The sequence below is a fragment of the Cobetia sp. 1CM21F genome, assembly GCF_023161745.1.
GTDB lineage: Bacteria > Pseudomonadota > Gammaproteobacteria > Pseudomonadales > Halomonadaceae > Cobetia > Cobetia amphilecti.
In genome coordinates this window covers 111121-131481 of the sequence record NZ_JALNTQ010000004.1, presented here as the reverse complement: position 1 = coordinate 131481, position 20361 = coordinate 111121, and the positions used below count along the sequence as shown (strand labels likewise).

Genomic DNA, 20361 nt, shown 5'->3' with positions numbered 1-20361 from the left:
GGCTGAACCATCCCTCAGAACGGTTTGACGATGACGCAGATGACGATCACCACCAGCATCAGCACCGGCACTTCATTGAAGAAGCGGAAGTAGCGCGAGGTTCTCTTGCAGGTATCGGCGGCGAACTGCTTCAGATACAGGCCACAGGCATGGTGATAGCCGACCAGCAGCACGACCATGGTCAGCTTGAGGTGCATCCAGCCCATGCTCATGAAGCTCGGCACCAGCGCCAGCAGCCAGATCCCCAGCACCAGGGTCGCGATCATCGATGGCATCATGATGCCGCGATAGAGCTTGCGCTCCATGGTCTTGAAGTAATCGATGGCCTTGTGGTCGCCGGCATCACGCGCCTGGGCGTGATAGACGTACAGGCGCGGCAGATAGAAGAGGGCAGCAAACCAGCACACTACGGCAATCAGATGGAAAGCCTTGATCCACAGATACATGAGGGAGCTCCGTCAGTCAGGGTCGGGAAGGTCAGAAAGTGGACGCGCGGATGAAGCAATCGGATCGCCACGATGGCATGTGACACCGCCAAGGCCCATGCGGTATGCAGTCGCGGCCAGGCGCGCGCAGAGCGAATTCGCGCCGAGGAGACAGCTGCCACGCCACGTTTCAGGGCGTATAGCGATAGTAGCTCTCTATTGCATCCCGCGTGATGATACCTGAAATCTTGCGAATCATCGGTGCCGTGGTGTGCTCGACATAGAGGGCATCGACATCGCTGGGCAGCAGCCGCTCATAGGCCTCGGACAAGGTAGCCTGCAGGTGGATGGGTGCGAGATCCAGACGCTGAGCGGGGATCTCGAGCAGGTCGAGCTCCTCCTGCTCCCGCCAGTGCTCATCCATCAGCACACGCACCAGATCCGCCGCCGGCAGTGCGACCATCGGCTTTTCCGGCGTCGAGCGCGTGACCACCAGCCAGACCGGCTTGCTGTCGAGCAGGGCGCGAGCACGCTCACGCGTGATGCGGCGCGGCACGCTGACCAGCGAGCGCTCCATCACCGCCGGCACCGCCACCCGCGACAGCGCCTGCATCAATGGCTGCTGGAGCGGATGCAGGCCCTGCGCCGTCAGCGTCGAGATGAAGAAGCCCTGGCAGTGACACAGCTGGCGACAGGTCAGGCCTGCCACCACCACCGCCAGCATGCCAGGCAGGATGATATTCGGAGAATGCGTCAATTCGAGCAGTGCCATCAGGGCGGCCAGTGGCGCCTGAAGCACCGCGCCCATCATCGCCGCCATGCCGAGCAGGGCGTAAAGCGCGATGTCCGAGGCCTGGTCCGGCAACAGCCAGCCGCCCAGCATGCCCATCAAGGCCCCGGCAGCGGCGCCCGCCACCACCACCGGACCGATGATGCCGATCGGCACGCCACAGGCCACGCACAGTGCCGACAGCACCAGCTTGCCGATCACCAGCGCCAACAGGATATCCAGCGCCAGCTGGCCGTCGAGCAGCTGAGCCAGGCTGTCATAGCCGATGCCTTGCACCTGGGGATACCACCACGCCACGACGGCCGTCGAGACCCCGACCAGCGCCATGCGCATCCCCCATGACAGGTGTGCCACGCGCGCCTGCTGACGCGCCAGATGCACGAAGCCCCCCGCCAGCAGGCCGATGACCAGCGCCGTGACGATGACCCAGGGCAGGTCGAGCAGGGAATGCAGCAGCAGGGAGGGCACCGCGAAGGCCGGCGCCGAGCCGTAGACCATCTGCGTGACCACCGCGCCGGTGGTCGAGGCCAGAATCACCGGCATGAAGCCCATCAGGGTGTACTCCATCATCACCACTTCCATGGCGAAGATGACTCCCGCGATCGGCGTATTGAAGGAGGCGGAGATGCCCGCCGCCGTGCCACAGGCGACCAGCACGCGCAGGCTGTTGTTGGGCAGCTTGAGGCGCTCGCCGATCCAGCTCGAGGCGCCGGCACCCAGGTGGATCGCCGGGCCTTCACGTCCCGCCGACAGACCACCGAGCACGCTCACGACCCCGACCACGACCTGATTGAGCCAGGCACGCAACGGCATCTTGCCCTGATGGTAGGTCAGGCGCTCGATGACATGACCGATGCCCAGCTTGCGCTGCGCCGGATGCTGTCGCCCCAGCACGATGCCGATCACCAGCACCGCCAGCAGCGGCAGCGAGGCGCGCACCCAGGGAGCAAGCCCCTCGAAGTTCTCCGGGTTGTCATCGGGCATGAAGCCCAGAGCACCGGCGCTCAACAGCAGGCGGAAGCCGACCATCAATGAGCCGGTCAGCAGCCCTGCCACCAGCCCCAGCAGACACAGTTGCGGGAGTGCATCGACCGCCGCCAGCTTGCGCCGAAAATTGTCGAGACTGGGACGAGGCAGATGCGGACGCGTCAGGCGTGACACTCACGACTCCTTGAAGGCACTGGCAATGACAGAGGACATCCATGTCGGCAGCGCATTACTGCCCGCCTGACACCTGTGTATCATATCGATTGCGAACCGTCGCGACCGTGCGCAATCCGACAACCTCGGCACAGCATGGCGCAACGCCTGTCTCGCGCACAGGCCACCAAAGGTCGCAGCAGCAGATCGGACACAAGATTACATCTCGCATCAACAGGACACCGCCCGAAGGCGGGGAGGCAGCATGATCAAGGTAGGTATCGTCGGCGGCACCGGTTACACCGGAGTGGAACTCCTCAGGCTCCTGGCCAGCCACCCGCAGGTGGAAGTGACCGTGATCACCTCGCGAAGCGAGAAGGGCGTGCGTGTCGACGAGATGTACCCCAATCTGCGCGGCCACTACGACACCCTCGCGTTCAGCGAGCCGGATGCCGACGTGCTGGCCGCCTGCGACGCCGTATTCTTCGCCACGCCTCACGGTGTCGCTCACGCCCTGGCCGGCGATCTGCTGGCACGCGGCACGCGTGTCATCGACCTGTCCGCGGACTTCCGCATCAAGGACGCCGACGTCTGGGCCGAGTGGTATGGCCAGCCGCATGGCGCGCCGGAGCTGCTCGGCGAGGCCGTCTACGGCCTGCCGGAAGTCAATCGCGATGCCATCCGCGAAGCGCGCCTGATCGCGGTGCCGGGCTGCTACCCGACCTCCGTGCAGCTGGGGCTGATCCCGCTGCTGGAAGCCGGCCTGATCGAGACCGACAACATCATCGCCGACTGCAAGTCCGCCGTCTCCGGCGCGGGTCGCGGTGCCAAGGTCGGCTCGCTGCTGTGTGAAGCCGGCGAGTCCATGAAGGCCTACGGCGCCTCCGGCCACCGCCACCTGCCGGAAATCACCCAGGGGCTGGACCTGGCAGCCGGCAGCACGGTCGGCCTGACCTTCGTCCCGCACCTGACGCCGATGATCCGCGGCATCCACTCCACCCTCTATCCGCGTCTGAGCGGCTTCAGCGGCACGCTGGAAGATCTGCAGGCGCTGTTCGAGCAGCGCTACGCCGATCATCCCGCCGTCGATGTCATGCCGCTGGGCAGCCATCCGGAGACGCGCAGTGTGCGGGGCACCAACCTGTGCCGCATCGCCCTGCATCGTCCGAGCAACGGCGACACCCTGGTAGTGCTGTCGGTGATCGACAACCTGGTCAAGGGCGCGTCAGGTCAGGCCATCCAGAACCTCAACCTGATGTTCGGTCTCGATGAGATGATGGGCATCGGTGCGCCGGCGATGATGCCCTGAACCGCCAGCGTCGCCCGCAAGGCAGCACGTCAGACAAAGTTGACCCTTTTGCTCGGATATAGGGATAATAGGCGTCATTCCGTTCTCTATACCGTGCCGGGCGCTGTCTTCAGCGTCCGGCCTCCGACTCCTTCCAGGAGGCCCGCATGAGCGAAGCACAAAGCTTCATCCCCACGCCGTTGTACCTGTCCGAGCGCGCCAGTGCCCGGATTGCAGCGCTGCGCGCGGAAGAAGCCAACCCGGAGCTGCGTCTCAGGGTCTACGTCACTGGCGGCGGCTGTTCCGGCTTCCAGTACGGTTTCGATATCGCCACCGACCTGGCCGATGACGACACCGTGGTCGAGCTGGGCGAAGCCGCCATCGTGATCGACCCGCTGTCCTACCAGTATCTGGTCGGCTCGACGATCGACTACGAGGAAGGTCTGGCGGGCGCCCGCTTCATGATCCAGAACCCCAATGCCACCAGCACCTGTGGCTGCGGGTCTTCCTTCATGGTCTGATCATTGAGGGTCTGACCAGAGTGTGTCTGACCGTCAGGGCTGACACGCCCGCGCACGACATTGACGCCTTGCTGGCGCCTGATCGCCCCCTACCGGTCCCCGGTAGGGGGCGATTTTTTTTCGTCATCTCAGTGGCTTGCAAGCTTCCCTTCGCCGCATGGCAGCGCAGGGAGACTTGACGGGGTCCGGTGTGCTCGTCAATCTAAAAACGCTATACATCCTAAAATCTAAATATAAAGAGGAATGTAAAATGCGCAGATCTCACCTGCTGGCCTCTCTCTCTGGCCTCGCGGCCGCCACCTTCATGGCCAGCGCTGCCCATGCCGTCACCCTCAAGGCGGCGACCGACCCGAGCTTCGTGCCCTTCGAGATGCTCGACCAGGAAAGCGGCGAGATGGTCGGCTTCGATATCGACATCCTCAATGCCATCGGCGAGCGCGCCGGCTTCGATATCGACCTCAAGACCATGGACTTCAATGGCATCATCCCGGCCGTGCAGACCGGTAGTGTCGATGTCGCCATCGCCGGCATCACCATCACCGAGGCGCGCGAGAAGATCGTCGACTTCACCGATCCCTACTATGACTCCGGCCTGCAGATTCTGACCTCGTCCAACAACGGCGACATCGAGGATATCGAGGGCCTGGAAGGCAAGAAGATCGGCACCAAGATCGGCTCCACCAGTTACGACTACCTCACCGCCAACCTCGGTGACTCCACCATCACGCCTTATCCGGGCAGCGCCGACATGTACATGGCCCTGATGTCCGGCAGCGTCGATGCCGTCTTCTACGATGCCCCCAACGTCGGCTACTTCGCCAAGACCAAGGGCAATGGACGCGTCAAGACGGTGGGGCCGCTCTATGAAGGCCAGCAATACGGCATCGCCTTCACCGAAGGCAGCGAGTGGACCGAGGCCGCCAACAAGGCGTTGGCCGAGATGAAGTCCGATGGCAGCTATGCCGAGATCTACCAGAAGTGGTTCGGCGCCATGCCCGGCGACAGCCAGTAAGCCGCTTTCGACTCGCCTCAGACGCCCCACGTCGCGTAGTGCAGATCATCATCACGACATTTCGGCAGCGACAGCCTGCCGGAATGTCGGTCGTCTCGAATCTCCGGCGCGCCCAGCGGTGCTTGAGAGGTTCGTGCCAAGGAGCCCCCCGTGGACGTTCAGTTCCAGTTTGATTGGCAGGCCGCACTCAATTCGGTGCCCTACCTGCTCGAGGGCATTCCCTGGACCCTCGCCATTTCCTTCGGTGGCCTCGCCATCGGCTTCGTGCTCGGCATCCTGTTCGGACTGCTGAGCCTGTCTCCCAGCCGCATCCTGCGCTGGGTCGCCACCGCCTATATCGAGATCTTCCGTGGCACCCCGGTGCTCGTCCAGGTGCTCTTCATCTTCTATGGCCTGCCGCAGATCATCGGTGGCCCCATCGATGCCCTGACCGCCGGCATCGCCGCGATCGCCTTGAACTCGGCGGCCTATATCTCGGAAATCGTGCGCGGCGGCGTGCAGTCCATCGCGCGGGGCCAGAGAGAAGCCGGCCTGTCACTCGGCCTTTCCACCCCGCAGACCTTCCGCTATGTCATCTGGCCCCAGGCGCTGCGCCGCATGATCCCTGCGCTGGGCAACCAGGGCATCGTCTCGATCAAGGACACCTCGCTGTTCTCGGTGATCGGCGTCGGTGAGCTGGTGCGTCAGGGGCAGATCTACATCGCCACGACCTTCAATGCGCTGGAAACCTACTTCATGGTGGCGCTGCTGTATCTGGTGATCACCCTCAGCCTGTCATTTGGCTTGCGGATGCTCGAGCGCCGCGGGTTGGTGGGCCAATGATGTCTCTCTGCCCCCCACACGCGACGGATATAGCCGCGCCATCTCTCCTTCTGCCTGACCTCATTCCTCTGACGACCTTCCGGCATGCAGCGCCGGTTCGGAGTGCCCCATGACTGCCATCGTGAAGATGCACAAGCTCAACAAGCATTTCGGCAGCCTGCATGTCCTCAAGGACATCGAGCTCGAGGTCGCCCAGGGGGAGGTGGTGGTGATCATCGGCGCCAGTGGCTCCGGCAAGTCGACACTGATTCGCTGCGTGAACGGCCTGGAGGAGTTTCAGGACGGCAACATCGAGGTGGATGGGCATTCGCTGATCCCCCACGGCAAGAGCCACCGGGCGCTCAAGGAGATACGCACCGAAGTCGGCATGGTCTTCCAGCAGTTCAATCTCTTCCCGCACATGAGCGTGCGTGACAACGTCAGCCTGGCCCCCATCAAGGTCCGCGGTACCTCGCGACCGGCGGCCGAGCAGCAAGCCGATACGCTGCTCGAGCGGGTCAATATCCTCGAGCAGGCCGACAAGTACCCGGGGCAACTCTCCGGTGGCCAGCAGCAACGCGTGGCCATTGCCCGCTCATTGGCGATGGAACCGCGCCTGATGCTGTTCGATGAGCCCACCTCGGCGCTGGACCCGGAAATGATCGGCGAGGTGCTAGATGTCATGCGCAAGCTGGCCCGCGAAGGCATGACGATGATGATCGTCACCCATGAAATGAGCTTTGCCCGTGAAGTGGCAGACCGGGTGGTGTTCATCCATCAGGGCAGCATCGTCGAGGAAGGCACGCCAGAGGAGGTCTTCGATACGCCGCAACATCCACGCACCCAGAGCTTCCTGGCCCGCGTACTGTCCCACTGAGCGCCTTCCACAAGGCTCGCTGAGCCACTGGTCAGACAAACGTTGAGCACGTGATGACCCTACCCGCTGCCATGCGTGCAGCGGGCATGCCCCGACCGTCAGGTCGGGGCATTTTTTTTGTCCTCAGAGGCCCTCGCGAGCCCTGCGGATCGCCAAACGATGAAAAATCTTCTCCCTCCGCACCATCTGTCGGCATTTCGAGAAGAAAAAAACGAATTTTTTTGGCCCCGGCCACCCCCTTGCCAGGTCACGCAAACACGCCTTGGCGCTCGAAGGAATGACGCTTTCCCCGCCTGGCAGTCCCCACTGAGGCGTCGCTTGAGCGTGTGAAAAACAAGGATAAATCAGGGGCCTAGCCGGAAAACCACACGAGGATAACGTGCACCGTGAGCCGCCGGGACAGCGTTCAGGCAATCTCAGCGGCCGACACGGGCAAAACAAGCGAAAAAGTATCCACAGGCTGGGTCGCGTCGCGTCATTGGCACCATTGGCGAGGGCTGTAGCCATTCACGCACCACTTATCCCATGACTGTCTACAGCCTTGGGCAGCGCAGGAAATCGACATTTGCCTCTGTGGACATTTTCCGGCATTATCCGCGGCCTTCTTGCCGTCAGGCCATGCAGCACTAGGGGTTGTGGGTAACAACGCCACTTGTGCACAGCAGGGCAGAAAAGTCGGGTACCAGCTCGGTATGAATCAGGGGATAATCGGGGCTGTGGACAAGGGCGCATTTCATCCACAGGAAGCGACCGGTGGCGTCCTCAGGTACTCCGCATTTTCTCCCCAACTATATCAACATCGTAAGCTTTTGATTTGTAACAGATAAAGTCGATTTCCCACTGATTTTGTCCACAACAGTAGTTACAACATCAACAGAACCCCTTTTTCTTTTCTTTATATAATCTTGTTATCCGGAAACCCGAAGGACGGACCGAGACCTCACGATCGACCTGACGTGAACTCGCCGAACCCGAAGTGTTCGGGATAACGAACGGCTGTCTGGATAGCGCATCCCTCGCCGGAAAATCGACGCGTCGTATCCGCAAGACTCGTGAATCGCCGCGGCGTGGATTGATGCCCCAGAAGAAACAACCCGGGCATTCGCTCATGGGCTGCCAGGGCAAGGCGCTGTGGAAAACTCCTGACGCTTACCCACAGGCGGTTTATACTGTGCGGCCCGGACGTCATCCTGCTGGCTTGCAAGCTCCCTCACCGGTCGAGCACATGCCTTCGGCGACGGACATCATTCGCCATGCCGTCTGGCAGTCCTTGATTCATCCAGGCATCGATTCATCGCCCTGCCTGGCCGATTTGCCTGCTTCGCCAACCAGCGAACAGCGCTTCACCCAAGTTTCGTGATACCCCGAGGTGCCAACGTGGATTACCCGAACCGCTTTGACGTGATCGTCATCGGCGGCGGTCATGCCGGTACGGAAGCCGCACTGGCTGCTGCCCGCATGGGCCGTCAGACCCTGCTGCTGACCCATAACATCGAGACGCTGGGCCAGATGTCCTGCAATCCCGCCATCGGCGGGATCGGCAAGAGCCATCTGGTCAAGGAGATCGATGCGCTGGGCGGTGCCATGGGCCTGGCCACCGACATGGCGGGTATCCAGTTCCGTACCCTGAATGCCCGCAAGGGGCCGGCAGTGCGTGCCACTCGTGCACAGGCTGACCGGGCGCTGTACAAGGCCGCGATCCGCAACGTGCTGGAAAACCAGCCGAACCTGACGCTGTTCCAGCAGGGTGCGGAAGACCTGATCGTCGAAGGCGAGACCGTGCGGGGTGTCGTCACCCAGACCGGGATCCGCTTCCATGCCACCACGGTGGTGCTGGCGACCGGGACCTTCCTCGGCGGCGTAATCCACATCGGCCTGGACAACCATGCCGGTGGCCGTGCCGGTGATCCGCCCGCCAATGGCCTGGCATCGCGTCTGCGTGAACTGCCGTTCCGGGTCGATCGCCTCAAGACCGGCACCCCGCCGCGCATCGATGCCAAGAGCGTCGATTTCAGCAAGATGGAAGCCCAGCCGGGCGACACTCCGCGTCCGGTGATGTCCTACATGGGCAGCCGTGAGATGCAGCCGGAGCAGGTCAACTGCTACATCACGCACACCAACGAGCGCACTCACGAGATCATCTTCGCCAATCTCGATCGCTCGCCGATGTACTCCGGCGTCATCGATGGCATCGGGCCGCGTTACTGCCCGTCCATCGAGGACAAGGTGCATCGCTTCGCCGACAAGAACAGCCACCAGGTCTTCATCGAGCCGGAAGGCCTGAATACCCATGAGCTGTATCCCAACGGCATCTCCACCTCGCTGCCCTTCGATACGCAGCTCGAGGTGGTGCGCTCGATCCGTGGCATGGAGAACGCGCACATCACGCGTCCCGGCTACGCCATCGAGTACGATTTCTTCAATCCCCAGGACCTGCATCACTCCCTGGAGACGCGTTTCATCAAGAACCTGTACTTCGCCGGTCAGATCAACGGCACCACCGGCTATGAAGAAGCCGGTGCCCAGGGGCTGCTGGCGGGCGTCAATGCCGCCTTGCGCGCCACTGACGACGAGTCCTGGCATCCGCTGCGTGACGAGGCCTACACCGGTGTGATGGTCGATGACCTGATCACTCTCGGCACGCGTGAGCCGTACCGCATGTTCACCTCGCGTGCCGAATATCGCCTGCTGCTGCGTGAGGACAATGCCGATCTGCGTCTGACCGCCAAGGGGCGCGAGCTGGGCCTGATCGATGACGCCCGCTGGGAAGCCTTCGATCGCAAGCGTGAAGCCATCGCCCGCGAGACCGCGCGTCTCGAGAGCACCTGGCTGACGCCGAAGAGCCCGGAGCTGGCCCCGTTGAGCGACAAGCTCAGCTCGCCGCTCAAGCGCGAAGCCAGCCTGATGGAGCTGCTCAAGCGTCCGGAGCTCGAGTATCCGGATGTGGCAGGCCTGAAAGGGGAAGGGGTCGACGACTGGCGCATCGCCGAACAGGTACAGATCACTGCCAAGTACGCAGGCTATATCCAGCGTCAGCAGGAAGAGATCGACCGTCTGCGCCGTCACGAGCACACCGAACTGCCGACCAGCCTCGACTATGATTCCGTCGATGGTCTCTCCAACGAGATCAAGCAGAAGCTCAACGAAGCGCGCCCGGCGACGCTGGCCCAGGCCGGTCGCATTTCCGGTGTCACGCCGGCAGCTGTCTCTATCCTGTTGATTCACTTGAAGAAGCGTCAGCTGATCAAGGCGGAGACACCCGCAGATGCCGCAACGGCTGACACGGGAGCCGCGCAATGAGCCAGACGCTCAACGAGACACAGCGTGAACGTTGCGCTCAGCTGCTCAGTCGTGGTGCCAGCGCCATGGGAGTGGCGCTGAGCGAGGAACAGCACGCCCAGCTGATGACGTTGCTGGTGCTGTTGCACAAGTGGAATCGCGCCTATAACCTCACCGCGGTACGTGAGCCGGAGGCGATGGTGACTCGCCATCTGCTCGACAGCCTCAGTGTGCTGCCTTATATCAGTGGGCCACGTCTTCTGGATGTCGGCGCCGGCCCTGGCCTGCCCAGCATCGTGATCGCGATCATGCGTCCCGACATCGCCGTCGTGCCGCTGGATTCGAATGGCAAGAAGGTGCGCTTCCAGATTCAGGCCGGCCATGAACTGGGCCTCAAGAATCTGAGCCCGACCCAGGTCCGTATCGAAGCCTATGATGGCGCGCCGTTCGAACAGATCATCTCGCGTGCCTTCGCCGATACCGATGCCTTCGTCAATCTGTCGGCGGCCGTGCTCGCCGAGGGCGGCGAATGGCTGGCCATGAAAGGGCGCATCCCCAGTGATGAGATTGCCCGCCTGCCGATGGGTGTCTCGCTGGTCGAGACATTGGTGCTGGAAGTGCCGGGCGAGGAAGGGGAGCGTCACCTTCTGCGCCTCAAGCGCGACTGATAAAGCGCCTCAAGGCGTGCGCAGGGATTGTGCCGGGCGCAAAAGGCAGGCAGCCTGATGTTTTCACGAGGGCAGATCATTGATCTGTCCTCGTGAGCATGTGGCTGGTGCCAATGGCCCCGCTTCTCAAGGAACCAAGGAAGTCGCTCGTGACCAAGATCATCGCGCTGACCAACCAGAAGGGTGGCGTCGGCAAGACCACCACTGCCGTCAATCTGGCGGCGTCGCTGGCGGCACTCGATCGCCGCGTTCTGCTGATCGATCTCGACCCGCAGGGCCATGCCACCATGGGCAGCGGCATCGACAAGCACGACCTCGAAGGCAGCGTGCTGGATGTGCTGCTGGGCGAGCTGCGTGCCAGTGACGTGATTCTCGATTGTCCCGATGCCGGCTACGCCCTGTTGCCCGGCAATGGCGACCTTACTGCCGCCGAGGTCGATCTTCTCGGTGTCGAGGGGCGTGAGCGCCGTCTCACGGAAGCTCTGGCGCCGATCGCCGCGGAATATGACGTGGTACTGATCGACTGCCCGCCCTCGCTCAACATGTTGACCGTCAATGCCCTGACCGCCGCCCATGGCGTGCTGATCCCGCTGCAGTGCGAGTTCTATGCACTGGAAGGTCTGTCAGCGCTGCTCGATACCGTCGAGCAGATTCAAGGCAACGTGAATCCGGCCCTCGACGTGTTCGGGATCGTGCGTACCATGTACGACGCTCGCAACAGTCTGACCCGCGATGTCAGCAAGCAACTTTCCGATTACTTTGGCGATACCCTGATCAAGGCGACCATTCCGCGCAACGTGCGGGTGGCGGAAGCGCCGAGCCACGGCCTGCCGGTGACCAAGTATGCGCGTCTGTCGCGTGGCAGCCAGGCCTATCGGGTGCTCGCCAAGGAATTGATTCGTCGTCTCTCGCTGTAACTTCACCGAGGAAGGTCCATGACGCGTAAGCGTGCCCTGGGAAGGGGCCTGGATGCCCTGATTGGCGCCGGAAACCGCCGCCGCCATGTCGAAGCCGATATAGAAGCTGTCGATGGCGACGCCATCGATGCGTCACCGGATGCCGCGCTGGCCGCGAATCCGGCCGCTGCCACGGCGGAATTGCCCAGCGAGCGCCTCGAGCGCCTGCCGCTCGGGCAGCTGCAGCGTGGCAAGTATCAGCCACGGCGTGACATTCAGCCGGAAGCGCTCGAGGAGCTGGCGGATTCCATCCGGGCTCAGGGCGTGATGCAGCCCATCGTGGTGCGTCCGGTGGGGGAGGGGCGCTACGAGATCATCGCCGGCGAACGCCGCTGGCGTGCCTCGCAGCTGGCGGAGCTGGATACCATTCCCGCCGTCGTCCGCGAAGGCATCAGCGATGAGATCGCGCTCGCGCTGGCATTGATCGAGAATATCCAGCGCGAGAACCTCAATCCGGTCGAGGAAGCCCTGGCGCTCAAGCGCCTGCTCGAGGAATTCGAGCTGACCCAGCAGCAGGTGGGCGACGCGGTCGGGCGTTCACGCGCCCAGGTCACCAACCTGCTGCGGCTGCTGACGCTGGAACAGGAAGTGCAGACCCTGCTGGAGCGCGGTGAGCTCGACATGGGGCACGCGCGTGCCCTGATCGGCCTGACCCCGGCACGTCAGCGCAAGCTGGCCCATGAAGTGGTCGAGCGCGAGCTGACCGTGCGCCAGACCGAAGCGCTGGTGAAAAGCGTGCAGAAGGGTGAGCAGCCCAAGCCGGCACCGGCGCGACCGGACGCCGACATCCAGCGTCTGGAAACGCGCCTCTCGGAGCAACTGGGCGCCGCCGTCAATATCCGTCATGGCAAGAGCGGCAAGGGCAAGGTCACCATCTCCTACACCAGTCTGGATGAGCTGGACGGCATTCTTGGCCATATCCACTAGTGGACGAGCAGGGGAGGGTTGACCATGCGTCACACCTCCCCGGGCGGCAATTTTCCGCATGACGGATCACGATCCTCTTTCGCGCCCCTGTGACTCATTGTCGCAGGGGCGCGAAATGCATCTGACATTCAAGATATTGAAGGATGTTGCTGACGCCAGGTTGTGATTCATGCAACCCTGTGTCGCTCGCACCGCAAGCGACTGTCAACGTAAGCAAACTGTCATCGGTTTCCCGCAAGATAGTGAGGCTTTGGTCGTAAGCTTGCGAAAGATCAAGGAATTTAGCTTGTCGTTTGGTTGATGGCGGTGAAGCGCTCCCCTATAATCCGGCGAGTTTGCTCCCGGGCTGTGTCCAGCGCAGCGCCAGAAATGGCGAAGGCCATCATTGCGAGACACAGGTCCAAGATGCACAAGACGACACCCGCTGCTCTACAACGCCCTCAGGTGGCTCGATTGCTCTGGGGCCAGGCGCTGGTCATCGTGATTGCCGTCTTGCTGGCGGGAGTAATGAAAGGCAGTGGTGCGGCGCTTTCCGCGCTGTGTGGTGGGCTGGTCTGCCTGCTGCCCAATCTGTTTTTCGCCTGGCGTTCACTGCGTGTGACCGGTGCACGTTACGCCCAGGCAATGGTCAAGGCCTTCTATCAGGCCGAGGCCGGTAAGTTCGGTTTGACGGCCGTATTGTTTGCGTTCTTCTTCATTGCAGTGCCGCCCTCAAACCCCGCTTTATTTTTTTGCGCTTACGTGGCGGCAATGGCGGTTCACTGGCTGGGCCCCTGGCTGGTGAAGCGAACACCGTACACACGAACCTGAGGCAGAGTCATGGCAGGCACCAACCCGAGTCCCTCCGAATATATTCAGCACCACCTGCAGAATCTGACGTACGGCAACCACCCGGAACACGGATGGTCACTGGCGCACAGCGCTCAGGAAGCGGCCGACATGGGATTCTGGGCCATCCACCTGGACACCATGGGCTGGTCCATCGGTCTGGGCCTGATCTTCCTGTGCCTGTTCCGCAAGGTCGCCAAGTCCGCCACCACTGGCGTTCCCAGCGGTCTGCAGAACTTCGTCGAATTGATGGTCGAGTTCGTCGATCAGTCCGTGCGTGAGACCTTCCACGGTCGTTCACGCCTGATCGCACCGCTGTCACTGACGATCTTCTGCTGGATCTTCCTGATGAACCTGATGGACTTGATCCCCGTCGACTGGCTGCCTGGCGTTGCTGCCAAGGTCGGTGAGATGTTCGGCGCCGATCCGGCTCACGTGTTCTTCAAGGTGGTGCCGTCCACTGACATCAATGCCACGCTGGGCATGTCACTGTCCGTGTTCGCGCTGATCATCTTCTATTCCATTCGCGTCAAGGGCCTCAAGGGCTTCCTGGCCGAACTGACGCTGCACCCGTTCAACACCCCGAACAAGCTGGCACAGATCGCGCTGATTCCGGTCAACTTCCTGCTTGAGTTCGTGACGCTGATCGCCAAGCCGATCTCTCTGGCGCTGCGTCTGTTCGGTAACATGTATGCAGGCGAGCTGATCTTCATCCTGATCTCGCTGGTCGGTATCTGGCAGCTGCCCCTGCACTTCCCGTGGGCGGTCTTCCATATCCTGGTCATCACCCTGCAGGCATTCATCTTCATGATGCTGACCATCGTCTACCTGAGCATGGCCAGCGAAGACCACTGATGTAATTCGCCCCACGTCATCCGTGGCGTGGGGCAAGATTTCCGAGCTCTGCTCACACCCTCAACCCTTGACTTAAACTTGACTAAAACTGGAGTTCCACAATGGAAGCACAAGTTCTTGGCATGACCGCTATCGCCGTCTCCCTGCTGATCGGCCTGGGCGCCCTGGGCACCGCCATCGGTTTCGGTATCCTCGGTGGCAAGTTCCTGGAAGGCGCAGCGCGTCAGCCGGAAATGATCCCGCAGCTGCAGGTCAAGATGTTCATCGTCGCTGGTCTGCTGGATGCCGTGACCATGATCGGTGTTGGTATCGCGCTGTTCTTCACCTTCGCCAACCCGTTTGTCGGTTAAACATCGGCTGGCCTCCGGCCTACCGTGTTTTTGACCCAACAATCGTGAAGCGAGAGGTGCTGGCGTGAATCTGAACTTAACCCTGATTGGTCAGGCCATCGCCTTTGCGGTCTTCGTTTATTTCTGCATGAAGTATGTCTGGCCGCCGGTCACACAGGCTCTGGCAGAACGTCAGAAGAAGATTGCAGATGGTCTGGATGCTGCCAGCCGTGCTACCCGTGACCTCGAACTGGCGCAGGAAAAAGCCACCGAGACTCTGCGGGAAAGCAAGGATGAAGCAGCACGCATCATTGAGCAGACCCATAAGCGCTCCAACCAGATGATCGAGGAAGCACGTGAAACTGCACGTGCGGAAGGCGAGCGTCTCGTTGCGCAGGCCCGTGCCGAAATCTCCCAGGAGATCAACCAGGCCAAGGACGAGCTCCGTGGTCAGGTCGCTGCTCTTGCAGTGGTCGGCGCCGAGCGCATCCTGGAATCCTCCATCGACGAAGCCAAGCACCGCGAGCTGATTGACAAGCTCGCTGCCGAGCTCTGAGGAGACTGATTCCATGGCTGAAACGTCTACCTCCACCGCGGCTCGCCCGTACGCCAAGGCGGCGTTCGAGTTTGCACGCGGCCAGCAGGCGCTAGAGGCCTGGTCCGGCATGTTGTCGACAGCGGCGCTCGTCGCTGTCGACGCAAACGTCAAGGCGGTGCTCGACAACCCCAAGCTCTCCACCGAGCACAAGGTTGGCACCTTCCTGGACGTGTGCGGTGAGGCGCTGGATGACAGCGCCCGCAACTTCATCCGGACTCTCGGTGAGCAGGACCGCCTTGCGGCCCTGCCCTCCGTGGCCGAATTGTTCGAGGCCCAGAAGGCCGAGCAGGAACAGCGTGTCGAGGTGACCCTGGTGTCTGCCTTTGCACTGGAGAGTGAGCAGGAAGAAAAGCTCGCCACTGCCCTGCGCAAGCGTCTGAACCGCGACATCTCCATTACCACTCAGGTGGATAGTACGCTGCTCGGCGGCGTCATCATCCGTGCCGGAGATACCGTCATTGACGGCTCCGTGCGCGGCAAGCTGGCCCGGCTTTCCGAAGCACTGAACTCCTGAGTCCGAGGGACATGGCATGCAGCAACTGAATCCTTCCGAGATCAGCGACATCATCAAGCAGCGTATCGAAAAGCTTGACGTCGCATCCGAAGCCCGTAATCAGGGCACCATCGTCAGCGTCTCCGACGGCATCGTGCAGATCCACGGCCTCGCAGACGTCATGTTCGGTGAGATGATTGAATTCCCGGGTGGCGTCTTTGGTATGGCGCTTAACCTTGAGCGCGACAGCGTCGGTGCTGTCGTTCTGGGTGACTACCTCCAGCTCGAAGAGGGCATGACCGCGCAGTGCACCGGTCGTATCCTCGAAGTGCCGGTAGGCCCGGAAATGGTCGGCCGTGTGGTCGACGCGCTGGGTAACCCGATTGACGGCAAAGGCCCGATCGACGCCAAGCTGACTGACGCGGTTGAGAAGGTCGCTCCGGGCGTAATCGCCCGTGAGCCGGTCGACCAGCCGGTGCAGACAGGTCTGAAGTCCATCGATGCCATGGTGCCGATCGGCCGTGGTCAGCGCGAGCTGATCATCGGTGACCGTCAGATTGGTAAGTCCGCCATCGCGATTGATGCCATCATCAATCAGAAGGGCAAGGGCATTACCTGCGTCTACGTCGCCGTCGGCCAGAAGCAGTCCACCATTGCCAACGTCGTGCGCAAGCTCGAAGAGCACGGCGCGATGGAACACACCATCATCGTCGCTGCTGGCGCTTCCGACCCGGCTGCCATGCTGTTCCTGGCACCGTACGCCGGTTGCACCATGGGTGAGTACTTCCGCGACCGCGGTGAAGACGCGATGATCGTCTATGACGATCTGACCAAGCAGGCATGGGCGTATCGTCAGATCTCCCTGCTGCTCAAGCGTCCGCCGGGCCGTGAAGCCTACCCGGGTGACGTCTTCTATCTCCACTCCCGTCTGCTTGAGCGTTCCGCACGCGTCAACGCCGATTATGTCGAGCAGTTCACCAAGGGTGAAGTGAAAGGCAAGACCGGCTCCCTGACTGCGCTGCCGATCATCGAGACCCAGGGTGGCGACGTGTCTGCGTTCGTTCCGACCAACGTGATCTCCATCACCGACGGTCAGATCTTCCTCGAGACCAGCCTGTTCAACTCCGGTATCCGTCCGTCCATCAACGCGGGTCTGTCTGTTTCCCGTGTCGGTGGTGCTGCGCAGACCAAGATCATCAAGAAGTTGGGTGGTGGTGTGCGTCTGGCACTGGCTCAGTACCGTGAGCTGGCAGCTTTCTCCCAGTTCGCCTCTGATCTGGACGAAGCGACCCGCAAGCAGCTCGAGCATGGTCAGCGTGTCACCGAGCTGATGAAGCAGAAGCAGTACTCTCCGATGTCCGTGGCCGACATGGCGATCTCGCTGTTCGCGGCCAACGAAGGCTACCTGGATGACGTCGACGTCGCCAAGGTACTGGGCTTCGAGAAGGCGCTGCTGGACTTCATGCGCTCCGAGCACGCGGATCTTCTGGACAAGATCAATCAGTCCGGCGGCTACGATGACGAGATCAAGAATGGTCTCAAGGCTGGCGTCGAGAAGTTCAAGGCGACTCAAAGCTGGTAAGTGGCATGGCCCGGCCAGTCCGGGCCCTGTCGTTTCCCTTCGGGTGGCATGAATAAGGCAGATCGCTATGGCAGCTGCAAAAGAGATTCGCTCCCAGATCGGGAGCATCAAAAATACGCAAAAGATCACCAGCGCCATGGAAATGGTGGCTGCGTCCAAGATGCGTAAAGCGCAGGATCGCATGGCGGCCAGCCAGCCTTATGCTCATCAGATCCGCAAGGTTGTAGGACACATCGCCCGGGCCAACCCGGAATATCGCCATCCGTATCTGATGGAACGCGATGTGAAGCGTGTCGGTTATATCGTGGTCTCCAGTGATCGCGGCCTGTGTGGTGGCCTGAACGCCAATCTGTTCAAGGCTGTCACCAAGCATGCGAAGAGCTGGCGCGACCAGGGTGTCGAGGTGGACTTCTGTGCCCTCGGCTCCAAGGCCGGTACCTTCTTCCGCAACTACGGTGGCAACCTGCTTGCCGCCAAGTCCGGTCTCGGGGATTCCCCGGGTACCCAGGATCTGATCGGTAGCGTCAAGGCCATGCTGGACGCATTCGACGAGGGCAGCCTCGACCGTCTGTACGTGGTGTTCAACGAGTTCGTCAACACCATGACGCAGAAGCCGGTCGTGCGTCAGCTGCTTCCTCTCGAAGCTGATCTGAATGACGAAGAAACCGGTCCCACTACATGGGACTACCTGTATGAGCCGGATGCCGTCTCGTTGCTCGACAAGCTGCTCAAGCGCTATGTCGAGGCCCAGGTCTACCAGGCCGTGGTCGAGAACATCGCCTGCGAACAGGCAGCGCGAATGATCGCAATGAAGAGTGCGACCGATAACGCCGGCGACCTGATCGACGACCTTCAGCTGGTCTACAACAAGGCCCGCCAGGCAGCGATCACTCAGGAAATCTCCGAGATCGTATCCGGTGCCGCCGCCGTCTGATGACAGCGTGGCAACAGGCAAGCAGGTTTCAATCGCAGGTTTAAGAGGAACCAGGAATGAGCGGACGTATCGTACAAATCATCGGCGCGGTGATTGACGTCGAGTTTCCGCGGGACGCAGTGCCCAAGGTCTACGACGCCCTGAACGTCGCCGATAGCGAGACCGTACTCGAAGTCCAGCAGCAGCTGGGCGACGGCGTGGTCCGTACTATCGCAATGGGTTCGACCGAAGGCCTCAAGCGCAGTCTCGCAGTTGAGAGCACCGGTGCTCCGATCTCCGTGCCGGTCGGCACGGCGACTCTGGGTCGCATCATGAACGTGCTGGGTCAGCCGATCGACGAAGCTGGCGACGTGGGTGCTGAAGAGCACATGCCGATTCACCGTGCAGCCCCGAGCTTCGCGGAACAGGCAGCGTCCAGCGAGCTTCTGGAAACCGGCATCAAGGTCATCGACCTGGTCTGCCCGTTCGCCAAGGGCGGCAAGGTCGGTCTGTTCGGCGGCGCCGGTGTCGGCAAGACCGTCAACATGATGGAGCTGATCCGCAACATCGCCACCGAGCACAGCGGTTATTCCGTGTTCGCGGGCGTGGGTGAGCGTACTCGTGAAGGTAACGATTTCTTCCACGAAATGAAGGAATCCAACGTTCTCGACAAGGTTGCCCTGGTCTATGGCCAGATGAACGAGCCGCCGGGTAACCGTCTGCGCGTGGCACTGACCGGTCTGACCATCGCCGAGAAGTTCCGTGACGAAGGTCGTGACGTTCTGCTGTTCGTCGACAACATCTATCGTTACACCCTGGCGGGGACCGAAGTGTCCGCACTGCTGGGTCGTATGCCGTCCGCGGTAGGTTATCAGCCGACTCTGGCGGAAGAGATGGGCGTCCTGCAGGAACGCATCACTTCTACCAAGACTGGCTCGATCACTTCCGTGCAGGCCGTCTACGTCCCCGCGGATGACTTGACCGATCCGTCTCCGGCGACCACCTTCTCGCACCTTGACGCGACTGTCGTACTGTCCCGTCAGATTGCCGAGCTGGGTATCTATCCGGCCGTTGACCCGCTCGACTCCACCTCTCGTCAGCTCGACCCGCTGGTCGTTGGCGAAGAGCACTACAACACTGCCCGTAACGTTCAGGGTGTGTTGCAGCGCTACAAGGAGCTGAAAGACATCATCGCCATCCTCGGGATGGACGAGCTGTCTGACGAAGACAAGCAGACCGTGGCACGTGCGCGCAAGATCCAGCGCTTCCTGTCACAGCCGTTCTTCGTTGCGGAAATCTTCACCGGCGCGCCGGGCAAGTACGTGTCCCTCAAGGACACCATCCGCGGCTTCCAGGGTATCCTGGACGGCGAATATGACGCACTGCCGGAGCAGGCGTTCTACATGGTCGGCACCATCGACGAAGCTGTCGAGAAAGCCAAGGGCATGTAATTTCCCTGTTCAGGCATGAGGAAACAGGTATGGCTATGAGCGTCCATTGCGACATCGTCAGCGCTGAGAAAGGCATCTTTTCCGGCCTGGTCGAGCGTCTCGTGGCTGCCGGCAGCGAAGGTGACCTCGGCATCATGCCGGGTCACGCTCCGCTGCTGACCGAGCTGCAACCCGGCCCGATTCGCGTTCAGCGTCAGGGTGGGGCCGAGGAAATCTACTACGTCAGTGGCGGATTCCTCGAAGTGCAGCCGAACCTCGTTTCAGTCCTCGCCGACACCGCAGTACGTGCCGACGATCTGGATGAGGCGGCAGCCCAGGAAGCCAAGGAAGTGGCCTTGAAGGCCATGAACGACCAGGCTTCCGAACTGGAATACTCACGCGCCACGGCCGAACTGGCCGAGGCGATGGCCAAGCTGCGCACCGTGCAGCAGATGCGTCGTCACACGCGCTGAGATGCACTGGGCCATGATGGCCAGTGACAGGAAAGAGGCGACCTTCGGGTCGCCTTTTTTTGTGCTCGTCACCAGGGGATGACCCGTCTTGCCACTGGGGCAGCCTGGCGCGATTCAGGGCTGAGCGTGCTCATCCGCCAGTGCCTTGAGTACTGGGCCGCTTGGCTGAGAGCTCT

Annotated in this window: 21 protein-coding genes; 19 read left to right on the top strand and 2 right to left on the bottom strand. The window is 61.7% G+C overall.

Translation table 11 applies throughout. The features are described from left to right. Positions 1-14: 14 nt before the first annotated feature. Entirely contained in the window at positions 15-446 is a 432-nt protein-coding gene (hemJ, locus tag MSG32_RS13785; RefSeq protein ID WP_248380268.1) for a protoporphyrinogen oxidase HemJ, read from the bottom strand. A gap of 169 nt (positions 447-615) precedes the next feature. Continuing rightward, positions 616-2367, bottom strand: coding sequence for a chloride channel protein (locus MSG32_RS13780; protein WP_152965405.1), 1752 nt, complete (start codon positions 2365-2367; stop codon positions 616-618). Positions 2368-2620: 253 nt separating this feature from the next. Here MSG32_RS13780 and argC point away from each other — a divergent pair, with 253 nt between their 5' ends. The 19 genes from argC (at position 2621) to MSG32_RS13685 (ending at position 20185) form a co-directional block, all read left to right on the top strand. After that, a complete protein-coding gene (gene argC, locus MSG32_RS13775) occupies positions 2621-3664 on the top strand; it encodes an N-acetyl-gamma-glutamyl-phosphate reductase (RefSeq protein ID WP_248380266.1) in 1044 nt (347 codons plus the stop codon). A 146-nt stretch (positions 3665-3810) separates the two neighbouring features. Beyond that, positions 3811-4164 (top strand): iron-sulfur cluster insertion protein ErpA, encoded by a 354-nt coding sequence (gene erpA, locus MSG32_RS13770; protein WP_043331693.1) that lies wholly within the window; start codon positions 3811-3813, stop codon positions 4162-4164. Between the two features lie 304 nt (positions 4165-4468). Beyond that, positions 4469-5176, top strand: coding sequence for a transporter substrate-binding domain-containing protein (locus tag MSG32_RS13765; RefSeq protein ID WP_248380463.1), 708 nt, complete (start codon positions 4469-4471; stop codon positions 5174-5176). Positions 5177-5326: 150 nt separating this feature from the next. After that, on the top strand, positions 5327-5998 hold the full coding sequence (locus MSG32_RS13760) for an amino acid ABC transporter permease (RefSeq protein WP_043331697.1): 672 nt from the start codon (positions 5327-5329) through the stop codon (positions 5996-5998). A 109-nt stretch (positions 5999-6107) separates the two neighbouring features. Further along, positions 6108-6854: an amino acid ABC transporter ATP-binding protein gene (locus tag MSG32_RS13755; RefSeq protein WP_282460374.1), complete on the top strand. Its 747-nt coding sequence runs from the start codon at positions 6108-6110 to the stop codon at positions 6852-6854. Between the two features lie 1075 nt (positions 6855-7929). Further along, complete coding sequence (locus tag MSG32_RS13750; protein ID WP_248380264.1) at positions 7930-8214, top strand: hypothetical protein; 285 nt, start codon at positions 7930-7932, stop codon at positions 8212-8214. A gap of 17 nt (positions 8215-8231) precedes the next feature. Beyond that, positions 8232-10154, top strand: a complete 1923-nt coding sequence (mnmG, locus tag MSG32_RS13745; protein WP_054556362.1) for a tRNA uridine-5-carboxymethylaminomethyl(34) synthesis enzyme MnmG — start codon at positions 8232-8234, stop codon at positions 10152-10154. Beyond that, on the top strand, positions 10151-10801 hold the full coding sequence (gene rsmG, locus MSG32_RS13740; RefSeq protein ID WP_043331700.1) for a 16S rRNA (guanine(527)-N(7))-methyltransferase RsmG: 651 nt from the start codon (positions 10151-10153) through the stop codon (positions 10799-10801). The genes mnmG and rsmG overlap by 4 nt, the downstream gene beginning before the upstream one ends. Positions 10802-10950: 149 nt before the next feature. Then, positions 10951-11718 carry a ParA family protein gene (locus tag MSG32_RS13735; protein ID WP_043331702.1) on the top strand — a complete coding sequence of 256 codons (768 nt, stop codon included), beginning with the start codon at positions 10951-10953 and terminating at the stop codon, positions 11716-11718. A gap of 18 nt (positions 11719-11736) precedes the next feature. Then, positions 11737-12684: a ParB/RepB/Spo0J family partition protein gene (locus MSG32_RS13730; protein WP_043331703.1), complete on the top strand. Its 948-nt coding sequence runs from the start codon at positions 11737-11739 to the stop codon at positions 12682-12684. 405 nt (positions 12685-13089) lie between these two features. Further along, positions 13090-13494, top strand: coding sequence for an ATP synthase subunit I (locus tag MSG32_RS13725; RefSeq protein WP_043331819.1), 405 nt, complete (start codon positions 13090-13092; stop codon positions 13492-13494). Positions 13495-13503: 9 nt separating this feature from the next. Further along, a complete protein-coding gene (gene atpB, locus MSG32_RS13720; RefSeq protein WP_043331706.1) occupies positions 13504-14367 on the top strand; it encodes a F0F1 ATP synthase subunit A in 864 nt (287 codons plus the stop codon). A gap of 101 nt (positions 14368-14468) precedes the next feature. Next, positions 14469-14717 (top strand): F0F1 ATP synthase subunit C, encoded by a 249-nt coding sequence (gene atpE, locus MSG32_RS13715; protein ID WP_011508579.1) that lies wholly within the window; start codon positions 14469-14471, stop codon positions 14715-14717. Between the two features lie 64 nt (positions 14718-14781). Beyond that, positions 14782-15252 (top strand): F0F1 ATP synthase subunit B, encoded by a 471-nt coding sequence (locus tag MSG32_RS13710; protein WP_043331708.1) that lies wholly within the window; start codon positions 14782-14784, stop codon positions 15250-15252. 13 nt (positions 15253-15265) lie between these two features. After that, positions 15266-15808 carry a F0F1 ATP synthase subunit delta gene (locus MSG32_RS13705; protein WP_043331710.1) on the top strand — a complete coding sequence of 181 codons (543 nt, stop codon included), beginning with the start codon at positions 15266-15268 and terminating at the stop codon, positions 15806-15808. A 16-nt stretch (positions 15809-15824) separates the two neighbouring features. Continuing rightward, entirely contained in the window at positions 15825-17369 is a 1545-nt protein-coding gene (gene atpA, locus MSG32_RS13700; RefSeq protein WP_043331712.1) for a F0F1 ATP synthase subunit alpha, read from the top strand. A 67-nt stretch (positions 17370-17436) separates the two neighbouring features. After that, complete coding sequence (gene atpG, locus MSG32_RS13695; RefSeq protein ID WP_043331714.1) at positions 17437-18303, top strand: F0F1 ATP synthase subunit gamma; 867 nt, start codon at positions 17437-17439, stop codon at positions 18301-18303. Positions 18304-18359: 56 nt separating this feature from the next. Beyond that, the gene (gene atpD, locus MSG32_RS13690) at positions 18360-19733 is read left to right on the top strand and encodes a F0F1 ATP synthase subunit beta (protein ID WP_175088900.1); all 1374 of its coding nucleotides are present in this window, start codon (positions 18360-18362) and stop codon (positions 19731-19733) included. Positions 19734-19762: 29 nt separating this feature from the next. Then, positions 19763-20185 (top strand): F0F1 ATP synthase subunit epsilon, encoded by a 423-nt coding sequence (locus tag MSG32_RS13685; protein WP_054556360.1) that lies wholly within the window; start codon positions 19763-19765, stop codon positions 20183-20185. The last annotated feature ends 176 nt before the right edge of the window (positions 20186-20361 follow it).